This is a genomic window from Photobacterium pectinilyticum (assembly GCF_024357955.1).
GTDB classification, from domain to species: domain Bacteria; phylum Pseudomonadota; class Gammaproteobacteria; order Enterobacterales; family Vibrionaceae; genus Photobacterium; species Photobacterium pectinilyticum.
This window is the reverse complement of sequence record NZ_JANEYT010000028.1, coordinates 24,148-38,784: the sequence shown is the minus strand read 5'-3', so window position 1 is coordinate 38,784 and position 14,637 is coordinate 24,148. Positions and strand designations below refer to the sequence as shown.

Here is a 14,637-nt window from a genome sequence, read left to right as displayed (position 1 = left end):
TTTATGCCGTCGATATGGCATCCCTGCGGGTTTCATAACCAATTACCAGAGTGATCTGTGGTGACCTCTCACAATTATGAAACTTAGCAATCGCCCTCCACTTTTTTCCTCGATATACTTCACCATATAGTATTCTCCCAAGGCATAGCCCTATACAAATAGCACTGTGCATTTTGCGCTGAACTAACACAATGAGGAAGAACGTGTCCAGCCCTACCCTTGCCGATAAAGTCATGGAAATGATCCGCCAGGATATATTGACAGGTGAACTACTCCCCGGCCAAAAACTGGTTGTGGCCGACCTGAAGCAGCGATACAACGTCGGTGCTTCCCCGATACGTGAAGCCCTTGTCCAGCTGGCTTGGCGCAAATACGTGCATTTTGCCCCACAAAAAGGCTGCTGGGTTGCCAACGTCTCGGCAACTGAGCTAGAAGATCTGTTCAATACCAATCAAGAGCTATCGAAGATCCTACTAAAACGTGCCATCGAGCACGGGGATGAGGCTTGGGAAATCAATATCCTCACCAGCTTTCACAAGCTGAGCAGATTGAACCCGGCACAAGCCGACACAGACTTTTGCGAATGGGAGCAACGACACAGCGACTTCCACCATGCGCTGCTGGCAGGTAGCCAGTCACCGACAATGTTGGCGTTATATCGCCAGGTCTATGAGCAGATCGAACGCTACCGCCATCTCTGGGTTAGTCGCTACCGCCAGTATGAAGAGCGCTATCACGACAATGGTGAGCATGAAGCCATGATGAAGGCGGTACTGGATCGTAACACTGAGCAGGCGCTCGCAATTATGGCGACGCACTCAGAGCGCGCCCTAGAAATGATCAAAGGTGATTTGGTATAGCCGCCACTTACCAGAAGATTTCCTTGTGGTGAGTATTGAGCACCAATATCGCCAGCAAGAAGTACAGCGCGCTAACCTTGAAACCGAGCAACAACAGGCCAAGTACTGTCAGCCTTGCCAAGAATTTATGATTCATCGCTTCCCCCTAGTGCCATACTACCCAGTTGGCACCTAGCCTTATTAGACTTTAGTCTAATAAGGCTAGACTTTCAGGGAGGCACAAAAACAAAACCCGGTGAAAGCACCGGGTGTTTTATACCTGAGACATTCTGTTGTTCAGGGACTAGGCCTTAAGCGCCCTCTCACCTCTGGCAATACCCACCACACCACTGCGGGCGACCTCGATAATCTCGGTCGCTTCTCCGACTGCCGAAATAAAAGCATCAAGCTTCTCACCGGTACCAGCCAGCTGGACGGTATAGATCTGGCTGGTCACATCGACAATTTGGCCACGGAAGATATCGGCAGTTCGCTTAACTTCCGCACGGGCAAAACCGCTTGCTTTAACCTTGACCAGCATCAGCTCACGCTCAAGATGCTCACTCTCGGTTACATTACTGACCTTGAGGATATCAATCAGCTTATGCAGCTGCTTCTCAATTTGCTCCAATGCCGCATCTTCAACATTGGTGGTAATGTTCAATCGAGATAAAGTGGAATCATCGGTCGGAGCAACCGTCAAAGACTCAATGTTATAGCCGCGCTGGGAAAACAGCCCTACAACCCGTGACAATGCGCCCGGCTCATTTTCAAGAAGTACTGATACAATCCTGCGCATATTAAGTTCTCTCCGTTTTACTCAGCCACATTTCGCTCATTGACCCACCTCGGATCAACATTGGGTAGACATGCTCGGTTTCATCGACACTGATATCAATAAACACCAGTTTATCTTTCATGGCCAGTGCCTTCTCCATCTCCTCTTCCAGTTTATTCGGATCGGAAATACGCACCCCGACATGGCCATAGGCCTCAGCAATCGCGGCAAAGTCCGGCACCGAATCCATGTAAGAATGGGAATGACGACCTTGGTAGATCATATCCTGCCACTGTTTCACCATGCCCAAGAAACGGTTATTCAGGTTGATGATTTTGACCGGGATATCATACTGCAATGCCGTAGACAGCTCCTGGATGTTCATCTGAATACTGCCATCACCCGTTACACATACGACCTCGGCATCAGGCAGGGCAAATTTCACCCCCATTGCAGCGGGAAGACCAAACCCCATGGTGCCAAGACCACCGGAGTTCAACCACCGACGAGGTTTATCAAACGGGTAATATAGCGCAGCAAACATCTGGTGCTGGCCGACATCTGAAGCCACATAGGCATCACCGTCTGTAAGCTTGTGCAGTACCTCAATCACCTCCTGCGGCTTGATACGTTCGCTATCCTTGCTGTAGCTCAGACATTGACGACCACGCCACGACGCTATCTCACTCCACCAGCTATCAATCGCCGCATCGTCATTATGACCGTTTTGGTCATCAAGCATTTTCAACATGCAGTTAAGTACCGTATCAGCCGAGCCGACAATAGGAATATCAACCGAAATTGTTTTAGAGATAGACGACGGGTCGACATCGATGTGCATGATAGTGGCGTTCGGGCAGTACTTCTCGACATTATTAGTAGTACGGTCGTCAAAACGCACACCGATACCGAAGATCAAATCCGAGTTATGCATCGCCATATTAGCTTCATAGGTACCGTGCATCCCCAGCATACCCAGGTTGTTCCTGTGAGTACCTGGGAAAGCTCCCAGCCCCATCAGGGTATTGACCACTGGCATATTCAAGCTTTCAGCCAGTTTAAGCAATTGCGGGCTACAGTCTGCCATGATCGCACCACCACCAACGTACAACACTGGCTTCTTGGCGGCGAGCAAGGCTTTTAAACCACGCTTGATCTGTCCTTTGTGCCCCTGAGTCGTCGGGTTGTACGAGCGCATCGCAATCGACTCTGGATACTTATATGGGTAGCTCTCGGCGGGATTGAGCATATCTTTGGGGATATCAATGACAACCGGGCCAGGACGGCCGCTTGCGGCTATATAAAAGGCTTTCTTGATGATCTCTGGGATATCTTCCGGCTTTTTCACTAAGAAGCTGTGTTTGACGACAGGACGGGAAATACCCACCATGTCACACTCTTGGAAGGCATCGTTGCCGATGAGGTTACTCATAACCTGGCCAGAGAATACGACCATTGGAATGGAGTCCATATATGCAGTTGCAATACCGGTAATTGCATTGGTCGCCCCGGGACCGGAAGTTACCAGCACCACACCGACATCGCCTGTGGCACGGGCATAACCGTCAGCCATGTGTACTGCCGCTTGCTCATGGCGTACCAGTACGTGCTCAATATCACTTTTCTCATGCAGCGCATCGTAGATGTCGAGCACTGAACCGCCAGGGTATCCGAAGATATGTTTCACGCCTTGATCGATCATTGAGCGAACAATCATATCGGCGCCGGACAACATTTCCATATTTCTGCCTCCAGGTCGCGTATACCATCCTGTATAGCTAATTCATTCCGGGAGCTGTGCTAGCGGCCTAATGCCAACTGCTTGACTGGAGGGACAAACAATAAACATCAGCATGGGTTGCGCTAGCCTGTTGCCGGAAATACAGCAGCCAATGAAACATAACCGCCTCAATTAGCTATACAGGCTGATATCACATAGTTAGGGCTTATTCTTAGCCTAATGAAATGAAAACAAAAAATTGTTTCCATGCTATGTCATCTGCTCAGTGTGATAACACAAGCAGTAAACTGTTACAACTGTAACGTTTTTTTAGCAAGCAAGTCTATTGGCTGAAGGCAGTTAACAAGTATTATCTGAAATGAGCAAATATCCATCAGGATAATGACTGAGCGAATAGCATCAACAGGAATATACTTTCATCATTACCTTTATTATCGGCATATTACACTGCTCAAACCAGAGGGTAGTCTAGAGCCGAGCTATCCCCCTCATCGCCATACGAGGGCGATAAACAGGCCGAATCGGCAGATAGAAAAAAAGAGAGCCGAGGCTCTCTTTTCCCAATCCAATTGGCACTGAGTACTACTTACTCGTCGCCTTGTGGCTTTCTTCGTACATACGTTCGATTTGCTGGTGATAACGATCATGGATCACCTTGCGACGCAGTTTCTGGGTCGGTGTCAGTTCACCTTTATCCATCGAAAAGGCGCTCGGTAGCAGGGTGAATTTCTTCACCTGTTCAAAACGCGCCAAGTCTTTTTGCAATTCAACCACCCGCTTTTCAATCAACTCGATGATCTGACTATGTTTAACCAGATCCATCCGATCTTGATACTTGATGTTCAACTCACGGGCATGCTCTTCAAGCGTTTCAAAGCAAGGTACAATCAAGGCTGATACAAACTTACGCGTATCGGCAATCACCGCGATCTGCTCGATAAAATGATCTTTACCAATGGCACCCTCAATTACCTGCGGAGCAATGTACTTACCGCCGGAGGTCTTCATCAGCTCCTTGATACGGTCGGTAATAAACACATTACCTTCCTCATCAATGTGACCCGCATCACCGGTTTTCAGAAAACCGTCCTCGGTGAAGTTCTTGCCAGTTTCTTCCGGCATATTGTAATAACCGCGCATCACCATCGGGCCACGTACCAAAATTTCATTGTTTTCGCCAATCTTCACTTCAGCACCCGGCATCGACATACCGATTGAATCTGGGTTGAAACTCCTGTCATCCCAGCACGATACCGTTGCCGTAGTTTCCGTCATACCGTAGCCCAGCTTGACGTTGATACCGATAGCATGGAAGAAACGGCCGATGCTCTCATCGAGCTTGGCACCACCACACGGCATAAACTTGATGTTGCCACCAAGAATAGCGCGTAGCTTCGACAATACCAGCTTGTCCGCCAGCGCATGGCTTTTTTTCAGCATCCAAGATGGCTCTCGGCACTCCTGACGCGCCAGGGCCATGCGGGCGCCCATATTGACAGCCCAAGTAAAGATCACCTTGCGTTGGAAAGGTGCGCGGGAAACCTTGTCGTGGACGGTAGAGAAAATCTTCTCGTAAACCCTTGGCACAGCCGCCATGACATTTGGCTTCACTTCGGCCAAGGCGTCTTTAAGCAAGTTCGTATCAGACAGGTAACAGTTCACCCCGCCACGGTGTAATACATAGAAGGTCCATGCACGCTCAAAAACGTGCGAAAGAGGAAGGAAACACAGCGATACATCGCCCTCTTCCAATGCCAGTTTCTGATCGTGGCCTTCAAGTTGTGAACCGATGTTGGCGTAATCGAGCATCACCCCTTTCGGCGTCCCCGTAGTGCCCGAGGTGTAAATCAAGGTCAGCAGATCATCCATTGCCGCATCATCTAAACGTTGGGCCAAGGTGCCTTGCGCCGCCGTTTCAGCCGCCGCCACAAAGTCCTCAAAACGAATGACTAACGGGTGTTCGGTCAGGCTCTCTACCTCACCCATCACCACGATATGCTCAAGATCAGGGCATTCACCAGCCACTGAAACAGCAGCATCAAGTTGAGATTGCTCGCCAACAAACAGGATGCGGATTGCTGCATCATTGATAATGTATGCAGCTTGCTGCGGGGTATTGGTTGGGTAAATCGGGACAGTTACAGCTCGGTTATACAGTGTTGCAAAGTCAGCCACTGTCCATCGTGGCATGTTATTGGAGAAAATACCGACTTTGTCTTGGACATTCAGACCATGTCCAACCATAGCCAGCGCGAGCTGTTGGATCTGCTCACCAAACTCACTCCAGCGGATATCCTGCCATTGACCTGCCACTTGGTGGCGTAATGCAACCTGATCACCTAAACGTTCAACTTGGGAACGAATGCGGTTGACGATATGAAATTCACGTTTAGCCATAACTACTCTGCCGTTCTGGCTTACACCTGTAAGCCTATTTTGCAAGGAGTCTACCCGTGACGTAGGGAGAAAGGCAACTCTGTGACCTCACAAAATCCCCATTTGCCTGGTACGACCAGAATTGAAAAGCCAGATATTACAAAGGCTCTACCTTTCCCTAATAGTGCTGCTACAAAGTGTAAGGAAATACGTCTAACTTCCGCTTACTAAAGAGTATAACGGCACAAATTCACACGCTCATAAAAATTAAGAAGCCAGCAACTGCTGACTTCTGCTCGAACAACGGTATTAAATTCGATTAGATAGAACTGTCACCGCACACGGCAAGCAGCTGATCACGCATCCAGATATGGCCCTTGTCCTTCTGTGAAGACTCGTGCCAGCTGAGATAACCCGAAATCTTGGCTGACTCAACCGGTAGTGGCAAGATCTTCAGCTGTTGGCTGGCAGCAGTCACGTTGGCCAGCCAGCGTGGTACCACAGCAATCAGTTCAGACTGGCTAACGACATACATAATGTTGCTCAGGCTCGTCCCTTGGTAGGCTTCCTGGTAGCTTGCGTGGTTATTGTAGATATGATCGGCAAACATCTTCACGCCAGGGGTAGACTTCATAACCGCATGCAGCTCTTGAGTGAAAACCGCTTCACTAATGCTCTCACCAATACGTGGGTGGTTACCGGCTGCAACCACGACAAGCTCATCACTGAACAATTCGGTACTGCAGAAGCCCGGTTCGTCAAAGCGCACATAATCAATCACAAAATCGATATCTTGGTAATGCATCTTCTGGGTCAGCTTGGCATCCAACTCGACTTCAACCTGTACACGCACGTCAGGTGCCTGCTCGGCCACATTGCTTAAGATTCGAGGCGCAAAACGCATATCTGACGGGCTGCAAACAGCCAGCTTAAAGGTACGGGTTGACGTCTCCGGCGAAAAAATAGAAGACGGCAATTCATTTTTCACCAGCTGCAGCGCCTGGCGAAGTGGACCGAATAACTGCTTAGCACGCTGGGTCGGCTGGATCCCACGACCATAACGGATAAACAACTCATCGTTAAACATCACTTTCAATCGAGCAACGGCATTACTCACTGCCGGTTGGGACATACCCAGGTTGTGCGCAGCGCGGGTGATATTTTGCTCCTGCATGACCGCGTCAAACACGGTCAATAGATTGAGATCAACACTACGTAAGTTGGATTCCATTTTATACCCATCAGCAGGGTGAATAGATGAATTTCTGCGTGCCATTATTTGCCTCTATAGATTACCGTTATGGGGCAAAATCCGTTATGCCGCCGGTGAATAGTTGGGCAATCCGATGCCTCTGAAAACTGACTCCCTCTTGCGGGGTGAGGCCAGTATGTTTCAAATAGATTGACGAAATAAATAGGCGAGTATCAGCAAATTGGTGCAGTTATATATAAAAAACTGAATTCAGAATACAAACACATACAATACATACGCTTAAGGCTGATATAAAAAGTTCTAAAATATCTATAATTAAAATAAAGCTATAATTATAAGCAAAATTAAAAAGTTAGAAGAAAGAAAAAAGGGCCTATTTAGGCCCTTGTCCAACCACAGCTGTGGAATGCTAAACCGTCGTTATCGCCGATTTATAGCTATTGACGTTATGATTGGTATACCACTCAACCATTGCTTCTTCGACGACCTCTGGGTACTCCACCTGTTCCCACAGCTGCTGCCATAATTCATCACAGTTATGCCAGTTCCCCGCTAACACCCAGCGAGCAATAGCCGTCGCTACATCTGGCATTATCACCCGGCCGACAGAATCACTGTCCAGCCAGTTTCTCACCGCAGCGGGATCAAGGTAGCTCATCGAACTGGCCAGTCCCATCATTTCTAGGGTCATAACATTACTGATTTGCTCATACTGGCCATGCAATGGCTTGAGCAACAGTCTCTTGCCCAAGTTCATCGCCTCTGAAGGGAGCTCGAAACCACCGTTGGCTATCACGCCACGGCAAAGGTGTAATTGATGGTGAAAGCTATCCCGGTTAAGTCTGCGGATACTGACATTGCCATACTCGCTGTCATGGCTAGCCTCGGGGTGATAGCAGTAAAAACGGACTTGAGTAAAGCGGGTAAGCAAATCAAGCACCGCCTGCAGGTTCTCGAAAGGCAGGTAAACCAACACCGATTGATCACAGTCTTGCGATACTTCGCTAATCGGTACAATCGGCGGCAGGATCATCTGGTCGAAATGAAACCAGTGGACGCCCAACTGCTGAGCTGTCGGGGCAAAACGGCGCAGTACCATGCTATCAAACCAAGTCTGCCCCTGAGTCGGAATGTCTTGCAAAAATGCATTCTGATGGCTGAGCCCGATACTATGGACTTTCTGCTTTTTCGCCGCCCAGGCAGAGACTGGCTCAAAATCATTGAGTACCACATCGTAGGCCGATAAATCGAGGTTACGAACATCACGCAAGAACATCGCTGAATGATTACTGGTGAGAGTTTTCCAACGGCTTACCTCACCATTTTCAGTGACAAAGGTCAGCCCGCGTCGGACTTTGAACTCACCGAAGCATTCCATATCAAAGTAGCGGTTATCGGGGCGACCTGAAAACAGGAAGTCGACATCCCCCCCCAATGTCGAAAACGCTCTGGCCATTTCGCGAGCCCGCGAAATATGGCCATTGCCCGTCCCCTGAACACCATAAAGGATCTTCATCTATTGGCTACTCCTTAGAAACTCACCAGCTGAAAGCACAATACGCCCAGCAGTGCCCCTGCAATGACATCGGTAATGTAGTGCACCCCCAGCAGCACACGGGAAAAGCCTATCGCTGCCGCCCACGGCCAGATAAACCAAGCGGTATCCGGATAAAATGCCGTGATGAGCGAGGCCATAACAAAAGCTGCGGCCGTATGGCCCGATGGTAAGCTGTACTTATCCGACGGCGTAATAAAGCTCGGCAGCGCTTCCGGACGGTTGCGCTTAAAGCAATTTTTCAGAACAAGGTAAACCGGAATTTCGAAGGCGAAGGCAAGTAACCCAGTTGCCACCACATCTGCTCCCTGCAGAGGATCAGCAACCCATGCCAACGCCGCAAAAATCACATACAGGTGACCATCCCCGGTATGGGATATCGCACGACTAAAACGCGCGACTTGAATATTGAAACGGTGACATAGGCAAAGCGCCGAAAATGCGTAATCAATTCGCTGTAACGGTGTCAGTAAGGTCATTGTCGAGATCCTAAGCTGATTTAACTCTGGATCAGATTAGGAAAGGGATATGACAACGCAGTGACGCTTTAAAGGAGGGATAATGACAATCCTTCCACACCGTGCAGAAGGATTGCCAAAGGGGACAATTAAGCAGAGGCTAAATTTTCGTGGCGGTGTACCAACTTGAAGTCAGACAAGATCACGTATGCCGCAGGGATCATGAACAGTACCAACAGGGTTGAGGTAAAGATCCCAAAAACAATCGAGATCACCAACGGCTTGATGACCTGGGCCTGCAAGCTGGTTTCCAACATCAACGGCAACAAGCCAGCAGCGGTGGTTAGCGATGTAAGGAAAACCGCCCTGAAGCGCTCTCGACTGGCCTCTACCACGGCTTTTTCAATATCGTCGCCATCATCGAGGTGGTGGCGAATATACTGCACCAGCAAGATGGAATCATTAACCACTACCCCAGCCAACGAAACAAAGCCCATCATGCTCGGCATACTGAGCGGGTGCCCTAGCAGCAAATGGCCCCAGAACACCCCAATCAAAGCCAGTGGAATAGCCAGCAGTACCACAAAGGGTTCGAGGTAGCTGCGGAACTGAAAGCTTAGGATCACAAACACCCCAAAGATCCCCAGCATAACCCCTGTCGCCATCGACTGTCCGGTTTCTGCGGTGTCCTTGGCCGCCCCTTCGAAATCAAAGCGAAGCCCCGGGTAATCCTGTTGCAGTTTAGGCATCAACTTGGTTCTAAACTGGTTCAACACCTCGCCAGAACTGATCACACTCTCTTGCAAATCACCATAAACGCTGAGAGTACGCAACCCGTTAATTCGTTGGATACGGACATAGTTTCGCTGATATTCGAGGATGGCCACCGAGGCCAGCGGGATCTGACTACCATCAGATAAAATGACCGGAAAACTTGCAAGGGTCTGCAGATCCGCCGCCCGCTCTTTGTTGAACATCACCTCAATTTCAATGTTTTCAGGCCCGATTTGGATTTCATCGGCGGTCTGGCCGAAATACGCAGCCCGAAGCTGTGAAGCAATCATTTGACCATCGACCCCGAAAGACTCAGCTCCCGGGCGCAGGCGGATCAACACTTCGGGCTTACCCATCCGCATATCATCCAGCACACCCGAGACCCCGGCAAATTCATTGAAAAACTGCTGGGTCTCGATAGAAGCCGCTTTGAGCATCGCCAAGTCATCATGCTGCATCCGCACTTCAATGGCCCGGCCACCCGGCCCCATCGCTGGTTGCTTGAAGACCAAGGCTACCGGTGAAGCAAGCTCACCGACTTCTTCCCGCCACGCATCAATAAACTCATCGACCAAGCTATTGCGGATCTCGGCACTGAGCAAATCGAGCCTAACAGTCGCGACATGCGGGCCACTCTCATCAGCATCGGCATTGAAGTTGAACTGCTCGGTAATATTCTTAACCAGTGGCATGCCACCTTCGTTACGTTCACTCCACTGGACATTAAGGCGTTTTGCCGAAGCAACCACTTCGCTCACAACGGCTTCCGTCTGGCTAAGCGTAGAGCCTGGGGGCAAGATGATCCGCGCTTCGGCAATATCGCCATCCAATTCCGGAAAGCCGACAAACTTGAGCCCACCACCAGCCAATAAGGCAAAAGAAGCAAACAACAAACCAATCACCCCGCCGACAAACAGGTAGCGCCACTGCACCACCAGCGCGACCATCTTGACGAGGCGTTCATTGCGAAAGTGCTCGAAGCGGGCCAGGAAGTTTTGCTTCCATTTTGGTGGCAGCTTCTCCTGCTTTTGTCGGTGCAATGAATGGCTGAGGTGACTGGGTAAAATCAGGAAGGCTTCAATCAAGCTGATCGTCAGTACCAAGATCAGTACCTGCGGTACCACCCGCAATACAGCGCCCATCTCCCCTTCGAGGAAGATCAAGCTACCGAAGATACAGATAGTGGTGAGGAAAGATGACACCACTCCCGGCAGCACTTTCTTCACGCCGTTATACACCGCATCCTGGATCTTCTGCCCACGATCCAGGTGGGAAGCAATCGACTCGGAGATCACTATCGCATCATCCATCATGATCCCGATGGCCATCAGCAGACCGACTAACGACATAATATTGATAGACAAAGAGAAAGCAGCCATCAAGTACATACTGCCAAGAAAAGCGACCGGCAAGCCTGCGGCGATCCAGAAGGAATAGCGGAACGAGAAGAATAGCCACATTACGGCAAAGACCAACACGACCCCCTGCCAGCCATTTCTGACCATCATGGTCAGGCGATCCCATAACAGTGACGAAAGATCGTTGGTCAGCGTCAGGGTCACTCCGGTCGGTGCCCGCTGGTTTTCAGCCTCGACAAACGCCGCCACCCGCTCTTTGATCCGCAACGCATCATCAGCCTTGTTCTTGCTGATCCGCAGCATTGCCGACGGCATACCGTCAAACAACACCTTCTGCTCATCAAGGGCAAAGCGATCGGTAATGGTGGCGACATCTCCCAAGCGCAAAACTGCGCCAAGGGTGTCTGCCCCGACAACTGTTCGGGCAATGGTCTCCGGGGTAATTTTCTGCTCATCGAAGCGGATCAATAAATTACGATCTGCCAGTTCTATATTACCGCTCGGCAACTTAATATTTTGCCGGCTCAATTTGTTGGCAATATCACTGACACTCAAGCCTAGCTGGCGTATCGCAACTTCATCAAGTTCGACCCTAAGCTGGTGGTCGGAGAAACCACTGACGTCGACCAATGAAACACCATAGTCAAGCTTAAGAGTACGCTTGAGTTGTTCGGCATACGCCTTGAGGTGTGGCAGGCTGGTATCGGCTTTGATCGCCACATCAACCACCGGCTCGTTCCAGTCCAGCTCACGGACTATCGGAGATTCAATTTCAGACGGAAAATCATTAATCGCGTTGATCTGGGTCTGTACATCCACCAGCATCCGCGATACCACCTCGCTACTGGTCAGCTTAAGGACCAGCGATGCCGAGCCTTCTACCGCTTCACAGCGGGTCTCTATGATATTAGACAACCCATCCACGGCATCTTCCATCCGCATACAGATGCTCTCTTCCACTTCCTGAGGCGAGGCTCCAGGGTAGACCACCGAGGCAATGATGTAAGGGGGGGCAAAATCCGGGAAGGTTTCACGCTTGATCTTAGGCAGGGACACCAGCCCCAAGATGATCAACGCCAGCATCATCAGGTTAGCGGCGGTTGGGTGACGGGAGAAATAACGGATCATGAAGCTGGCTCCTGATCTTGCTCTTGAACCTCTTCAACTGGCTGGCCATTTACGGTCACAATTCTCAACGCCATTCCCGCAACAGCAGGCAGCAGATCATTGACCACCAACTGAGTACCGGACGCCAGTTCGCCACTGATCGCCACTTGGCCATCACGGCGGAACAGTACTGTCACCGGCTGGATTTTCAAATTACTCTCACTATCGATCAAGTAGACTTTATCGCCATGCAAAGCCCGCTCAGGGATCACCCAGTGCGGGTTGGGCTGGCCAGATACCCGCGCTTCGACAAACATCCCATTAACCAAGGGCGGAGCAGTTTCCGGTGATAGCTGGCTGTAATCCTGATCAACCTCAAGGATCACTCCGACGGTGGCCTGATTGGCACTCACCGTATCACTGATACGGGTCACTTTTGCTGGCCATTGCTGGATAAAGCTGCCACTGGACAACTGGATTCTAGCACTGAGATCGAGCTGGTCAGCCCGAGGCTTGCCATCGGCATGGGCGGTATACTGAGTCAAGCTAGCAGCCAGCACCTGCATATCATGCAGGGCGATTTGGGCATCAATTTCCACGGTATCAATACCGTGCGCCACCACCATCACCTGCTGGGTATTCACTACCTGATCCTGTTCGATATCCACGTTGGAAATCCGAGCATCGATCGGCAAAGTGATCACGGTTTTCTGCAAAGAGCGCTTCGCTTCGCTCACCTGCGACAAGTTCACCTCCAGCTGAGCCTGGGTGACCTTGCGTTCGTTAGGCAACACGATGAGCTGGTTCTCGATTTCCTGCACCACTTTCTGGCTCGCCAACGTATTTTGCAGCTCCAAATCGACGGTCGACTGCGAAGTTAGCCCCTTGGTGCGCAGTTCCTGTTTGCGCGCCAGCTCTTTCTTGCTGATTGCTAATCTGTTTCTTTCTATCTTGAGGGTGGTTTTGAGGTTTTGCTCTTCCTGCGATAGCTTAGCCAGCTGTGCCTGACTGGCACTGACATCAGCTTCAGCCTGCGCCAGACGCAACTCATAATCCAAGGGGTCAATATTGAGCAATATAGTACCCGCGTCCAATACCCGACCTTTATTCAGATCTGGGTGACGGTATACCACCTTACCCGTCACTTCCGCGATGGCTTGCCACTCCACCTTCGGCGCAACCCGGCCAAACCCCGCCGCCACTGGCGCAAGTTGTTGCTGCTCAAGGTTGATCACATCGACCACCCTAGCACGCTCGAGTGCCGGCTTGACGTCCGGCGACGGACGCAAATTTATCGCCAACACCAAGATCACCACACCAGCCAGTACAGCAGGAAACAGGAGTAGTTTACGGTTCTTCAGCATGGTTTATTCTCTTCCTTTAGTATCATCAATCCACGTACCAATAAGTTGACATTGTGCTCGGCAAGTTCAGCCAAATACGCTTCATCCATTTCTATATTTTGCAGGGTCAACATTGAGGGTGGGATCAGAAAAGGAAACACCATCAAGCTGATAAAACTCATTCTTGCCTTATTGGGACAAACATCAGACCTCAGCTCCCCTTGGGTCTGCAATTGCTTAAACATCACGTCGATCGCCGGGCGGGCCACCTCGTTGAAAATCTTTTCCATGGTTTGACGCTGGAGATCGGCGGGCTCCATCATCATGGCGCGAGCAATCAACTTGGGCATATCTGGGTTGGGTGCCATGATCCGATAATAAGTACGCATCAAATCACCAATGGAGGCAAAATCCCCCTTGGCCAGGGCGACTTTCAACTGGGCATGGATAGGCTTCACCGTTTCCCTCAGCATGGCTTCATACAACCCAGCCTTGTTGGCAAAGTAGTAGCGGATCAACGCCACATTAACGTCTGCACGGTTAGCTATCATCCGCGTCGACACCTTGTTGTAAGGCAAGCTGACAAACAGCTTCCTCGCTTCGGCAATCAACCTATCTCTGGCGTCAGACTCCCCGACCGGACGCCCGGCTTTACCCACCATGCAGCCTCCTCTGTTTTTGCTGTTTGATGAACATGCTGCTCCTAGATAGCTCAATTAATCACATGATTAATTTTAAATCCTCTCCCGTATACCAACAGGGCAATAATTCCCCACAATTTAATCAATTGATTAATTTTACTATAAGAGAGAATGCCTCACCTTGATGTGGATTCAACAAACAAATAACATTCCCACGCTGTATCTCCACCATACCCTCCGTTCGCCCGCCAACTACACAGGAGCCTCCACACTGCATACAACTGGTCAGATTTGTTGTGACCACCATTAAATATCAACTGAATAACCATAAAAATAAAATAAACATGCAATTAATGGTTGACGGTCCACCTGTCTATTTGGTATTCATTTGTTAACCAAGTTTGTGGATATATTTCAATTATGAAAATGCGTTTCTCATCTCTTCTCCTAAGCC

The 14,637-nt window shown here is 50.0% G+C and carries 11 protein-coding genes; 1 reads left to right on the top strand and 10 read right to left on the bottom strand.

All coding sequences use genetic code 11. The features are described from left to right. The first annotated feature begins 191 nt into the window (after window positions 1-191). A complete protein-coding gene (locus NHN17_RS13315) occupies window positions 192-860 on the top strand; it encodes a GntR family transcriptional regulator (protein ID WP_255043055.1) in 669 nt (222 codons plus the stop codon). Window positions 861-867: 7 nt separating this feature from the next. On the opposite strand, the gene NHN17_RS13310 is transcribed toward NHN17_RS13315, so the two are convergent. From NHN17_RS13310 to NHN17_RS13265, 10 genes are all read right to left on the bottom strand, one after another. Then, complete coding sequence (locus NHN17_RS13310; protein ID WP_255043054.1) at window positions 868-996, bottom strand: hypothetical protein; 129 nt, start codon at window positions 994-996, stop codon at window positions 868-870. A gap of 147 nt (window positions 997-1,143) precedes the next feature. Then, window positions 1,144-1,638 (bottom strand): acetolactate synthase small subunit, encoded by a 495-nt coding sequence (gene ilvN / locus NHN17_RS13305; RefSeq protein WP_255043053.1) that lies wholly within the window; start codon window positions 1,636-1,638, stop codon window positions 1,144-1,146. A gap of 1 nt (window position 1,639) precedes the next feature. Then, window positions 1,640-3,358 (bottom strand): acetolactate synthase 3 large subunit, encoded by a 1,719-nt coding sequence (locus tag NHN17_RS13300; protein WP_255043051.1) that lies wholly within the window; start codon window positions 3,356-3,358, stop codon window positions 1,640-1,642. A gap of 582 nt (window positions 3,359-3,940) precedes the next feature. Further along, window positions 3,941-5,755: an AMP-dependent synthetase/ligase gene (locus tag NHN17_RS13295; protein WP_255043050.1), complete on the bottom strand. Its 1,815-nt coding sequence runs from the start codon at window positions 5,753-5,755 to the stop codon at window positions 3,941-3,943. A gap of 298 nt (window positions 5,756-6,053) precedes the next feature. Beyond that, the gene (leuO, locus tag NHN17_RS13290; protein ID WP_255043049.1) at window positions 6,054-7,010 is read right to left on the bottom strand and encodes a transcriptional regulator LeuO; all 957 of its coding nucleotides are present in this window, start codon (window positions 7,008-7,010) and stop codon (window positions 6,054-6,056) included. A gap of 346 nt (window positions 7,011-7,356) precedes the next feature. Further along, on the bottom strand, window positions 7,357-8,463 hold the full coding sequence (locus tag NHN17_RS13285) for an MJ1255/VC2487 family glycosyltransferase (RefSeq protein ID WP_255043048.1): 1,107 nt from the start codon (window positions 8,461-8,463) through the stop codon (window positions 7,357-7,359). 14 nt (window positions 8,464-8,477) lie between these two features. Then, window positions 8,478-8,981: a phosphatase PAP2 family protein gene (locus tag NHN17_RS13280; protein ID WP_255043047.1), complete on the bottom strand. Its 504-nt coding sequence runs from the start codon at window positions 8,979-8,981 to the stop codon at window positions 8,478-8,480. 128 nt (window positions 8,982-9,109) lie between these two features. Next, complete coding sequence (locus NHN17_RS13275) at window positions 9,110-12,220, bottom strand: efflux RND transporter permease subunit (protein WP_255043046.1); 3,111 nt, start codon at window positions 12,218-12,220, stop codon at window positions 9,110-9,112. Next, a complete protein-coding gene (locus NHN17_RS13270; protein ID WP_255043045.1) occupies window positions 12,217-13,563 on the bottom strand; it encodes an efflux RND transporter periplasmic adaptor subunit in 1,347 nt (448 codons plus the stop codon). The genes NHN17_RS13275 and NHN17_RS13270 overlap by 4 nt, the downstream gene beginning before the upstream one ends. Beyond that, the gene (locus NHN17_RS13265) at window positions 13,557-14,204 is read right to left on the bottom strand and encodes a TetR/AcrR family transcriptional regulator (RefSeq protein WP_255043044.1); all 648 of its coding nucleotides are present in this window, start codon (window positions 14,202-14,204) and stop codon (window positions 13,557-13,559) included. The genes NHN17_RS13270 and NHN17_RS13265 overlap by 7 nt, the downstream gene beginning before the upstream one ends. Between the last annotated feature and the right edge of the window lie 433 nt (window positions 14,205-14,637).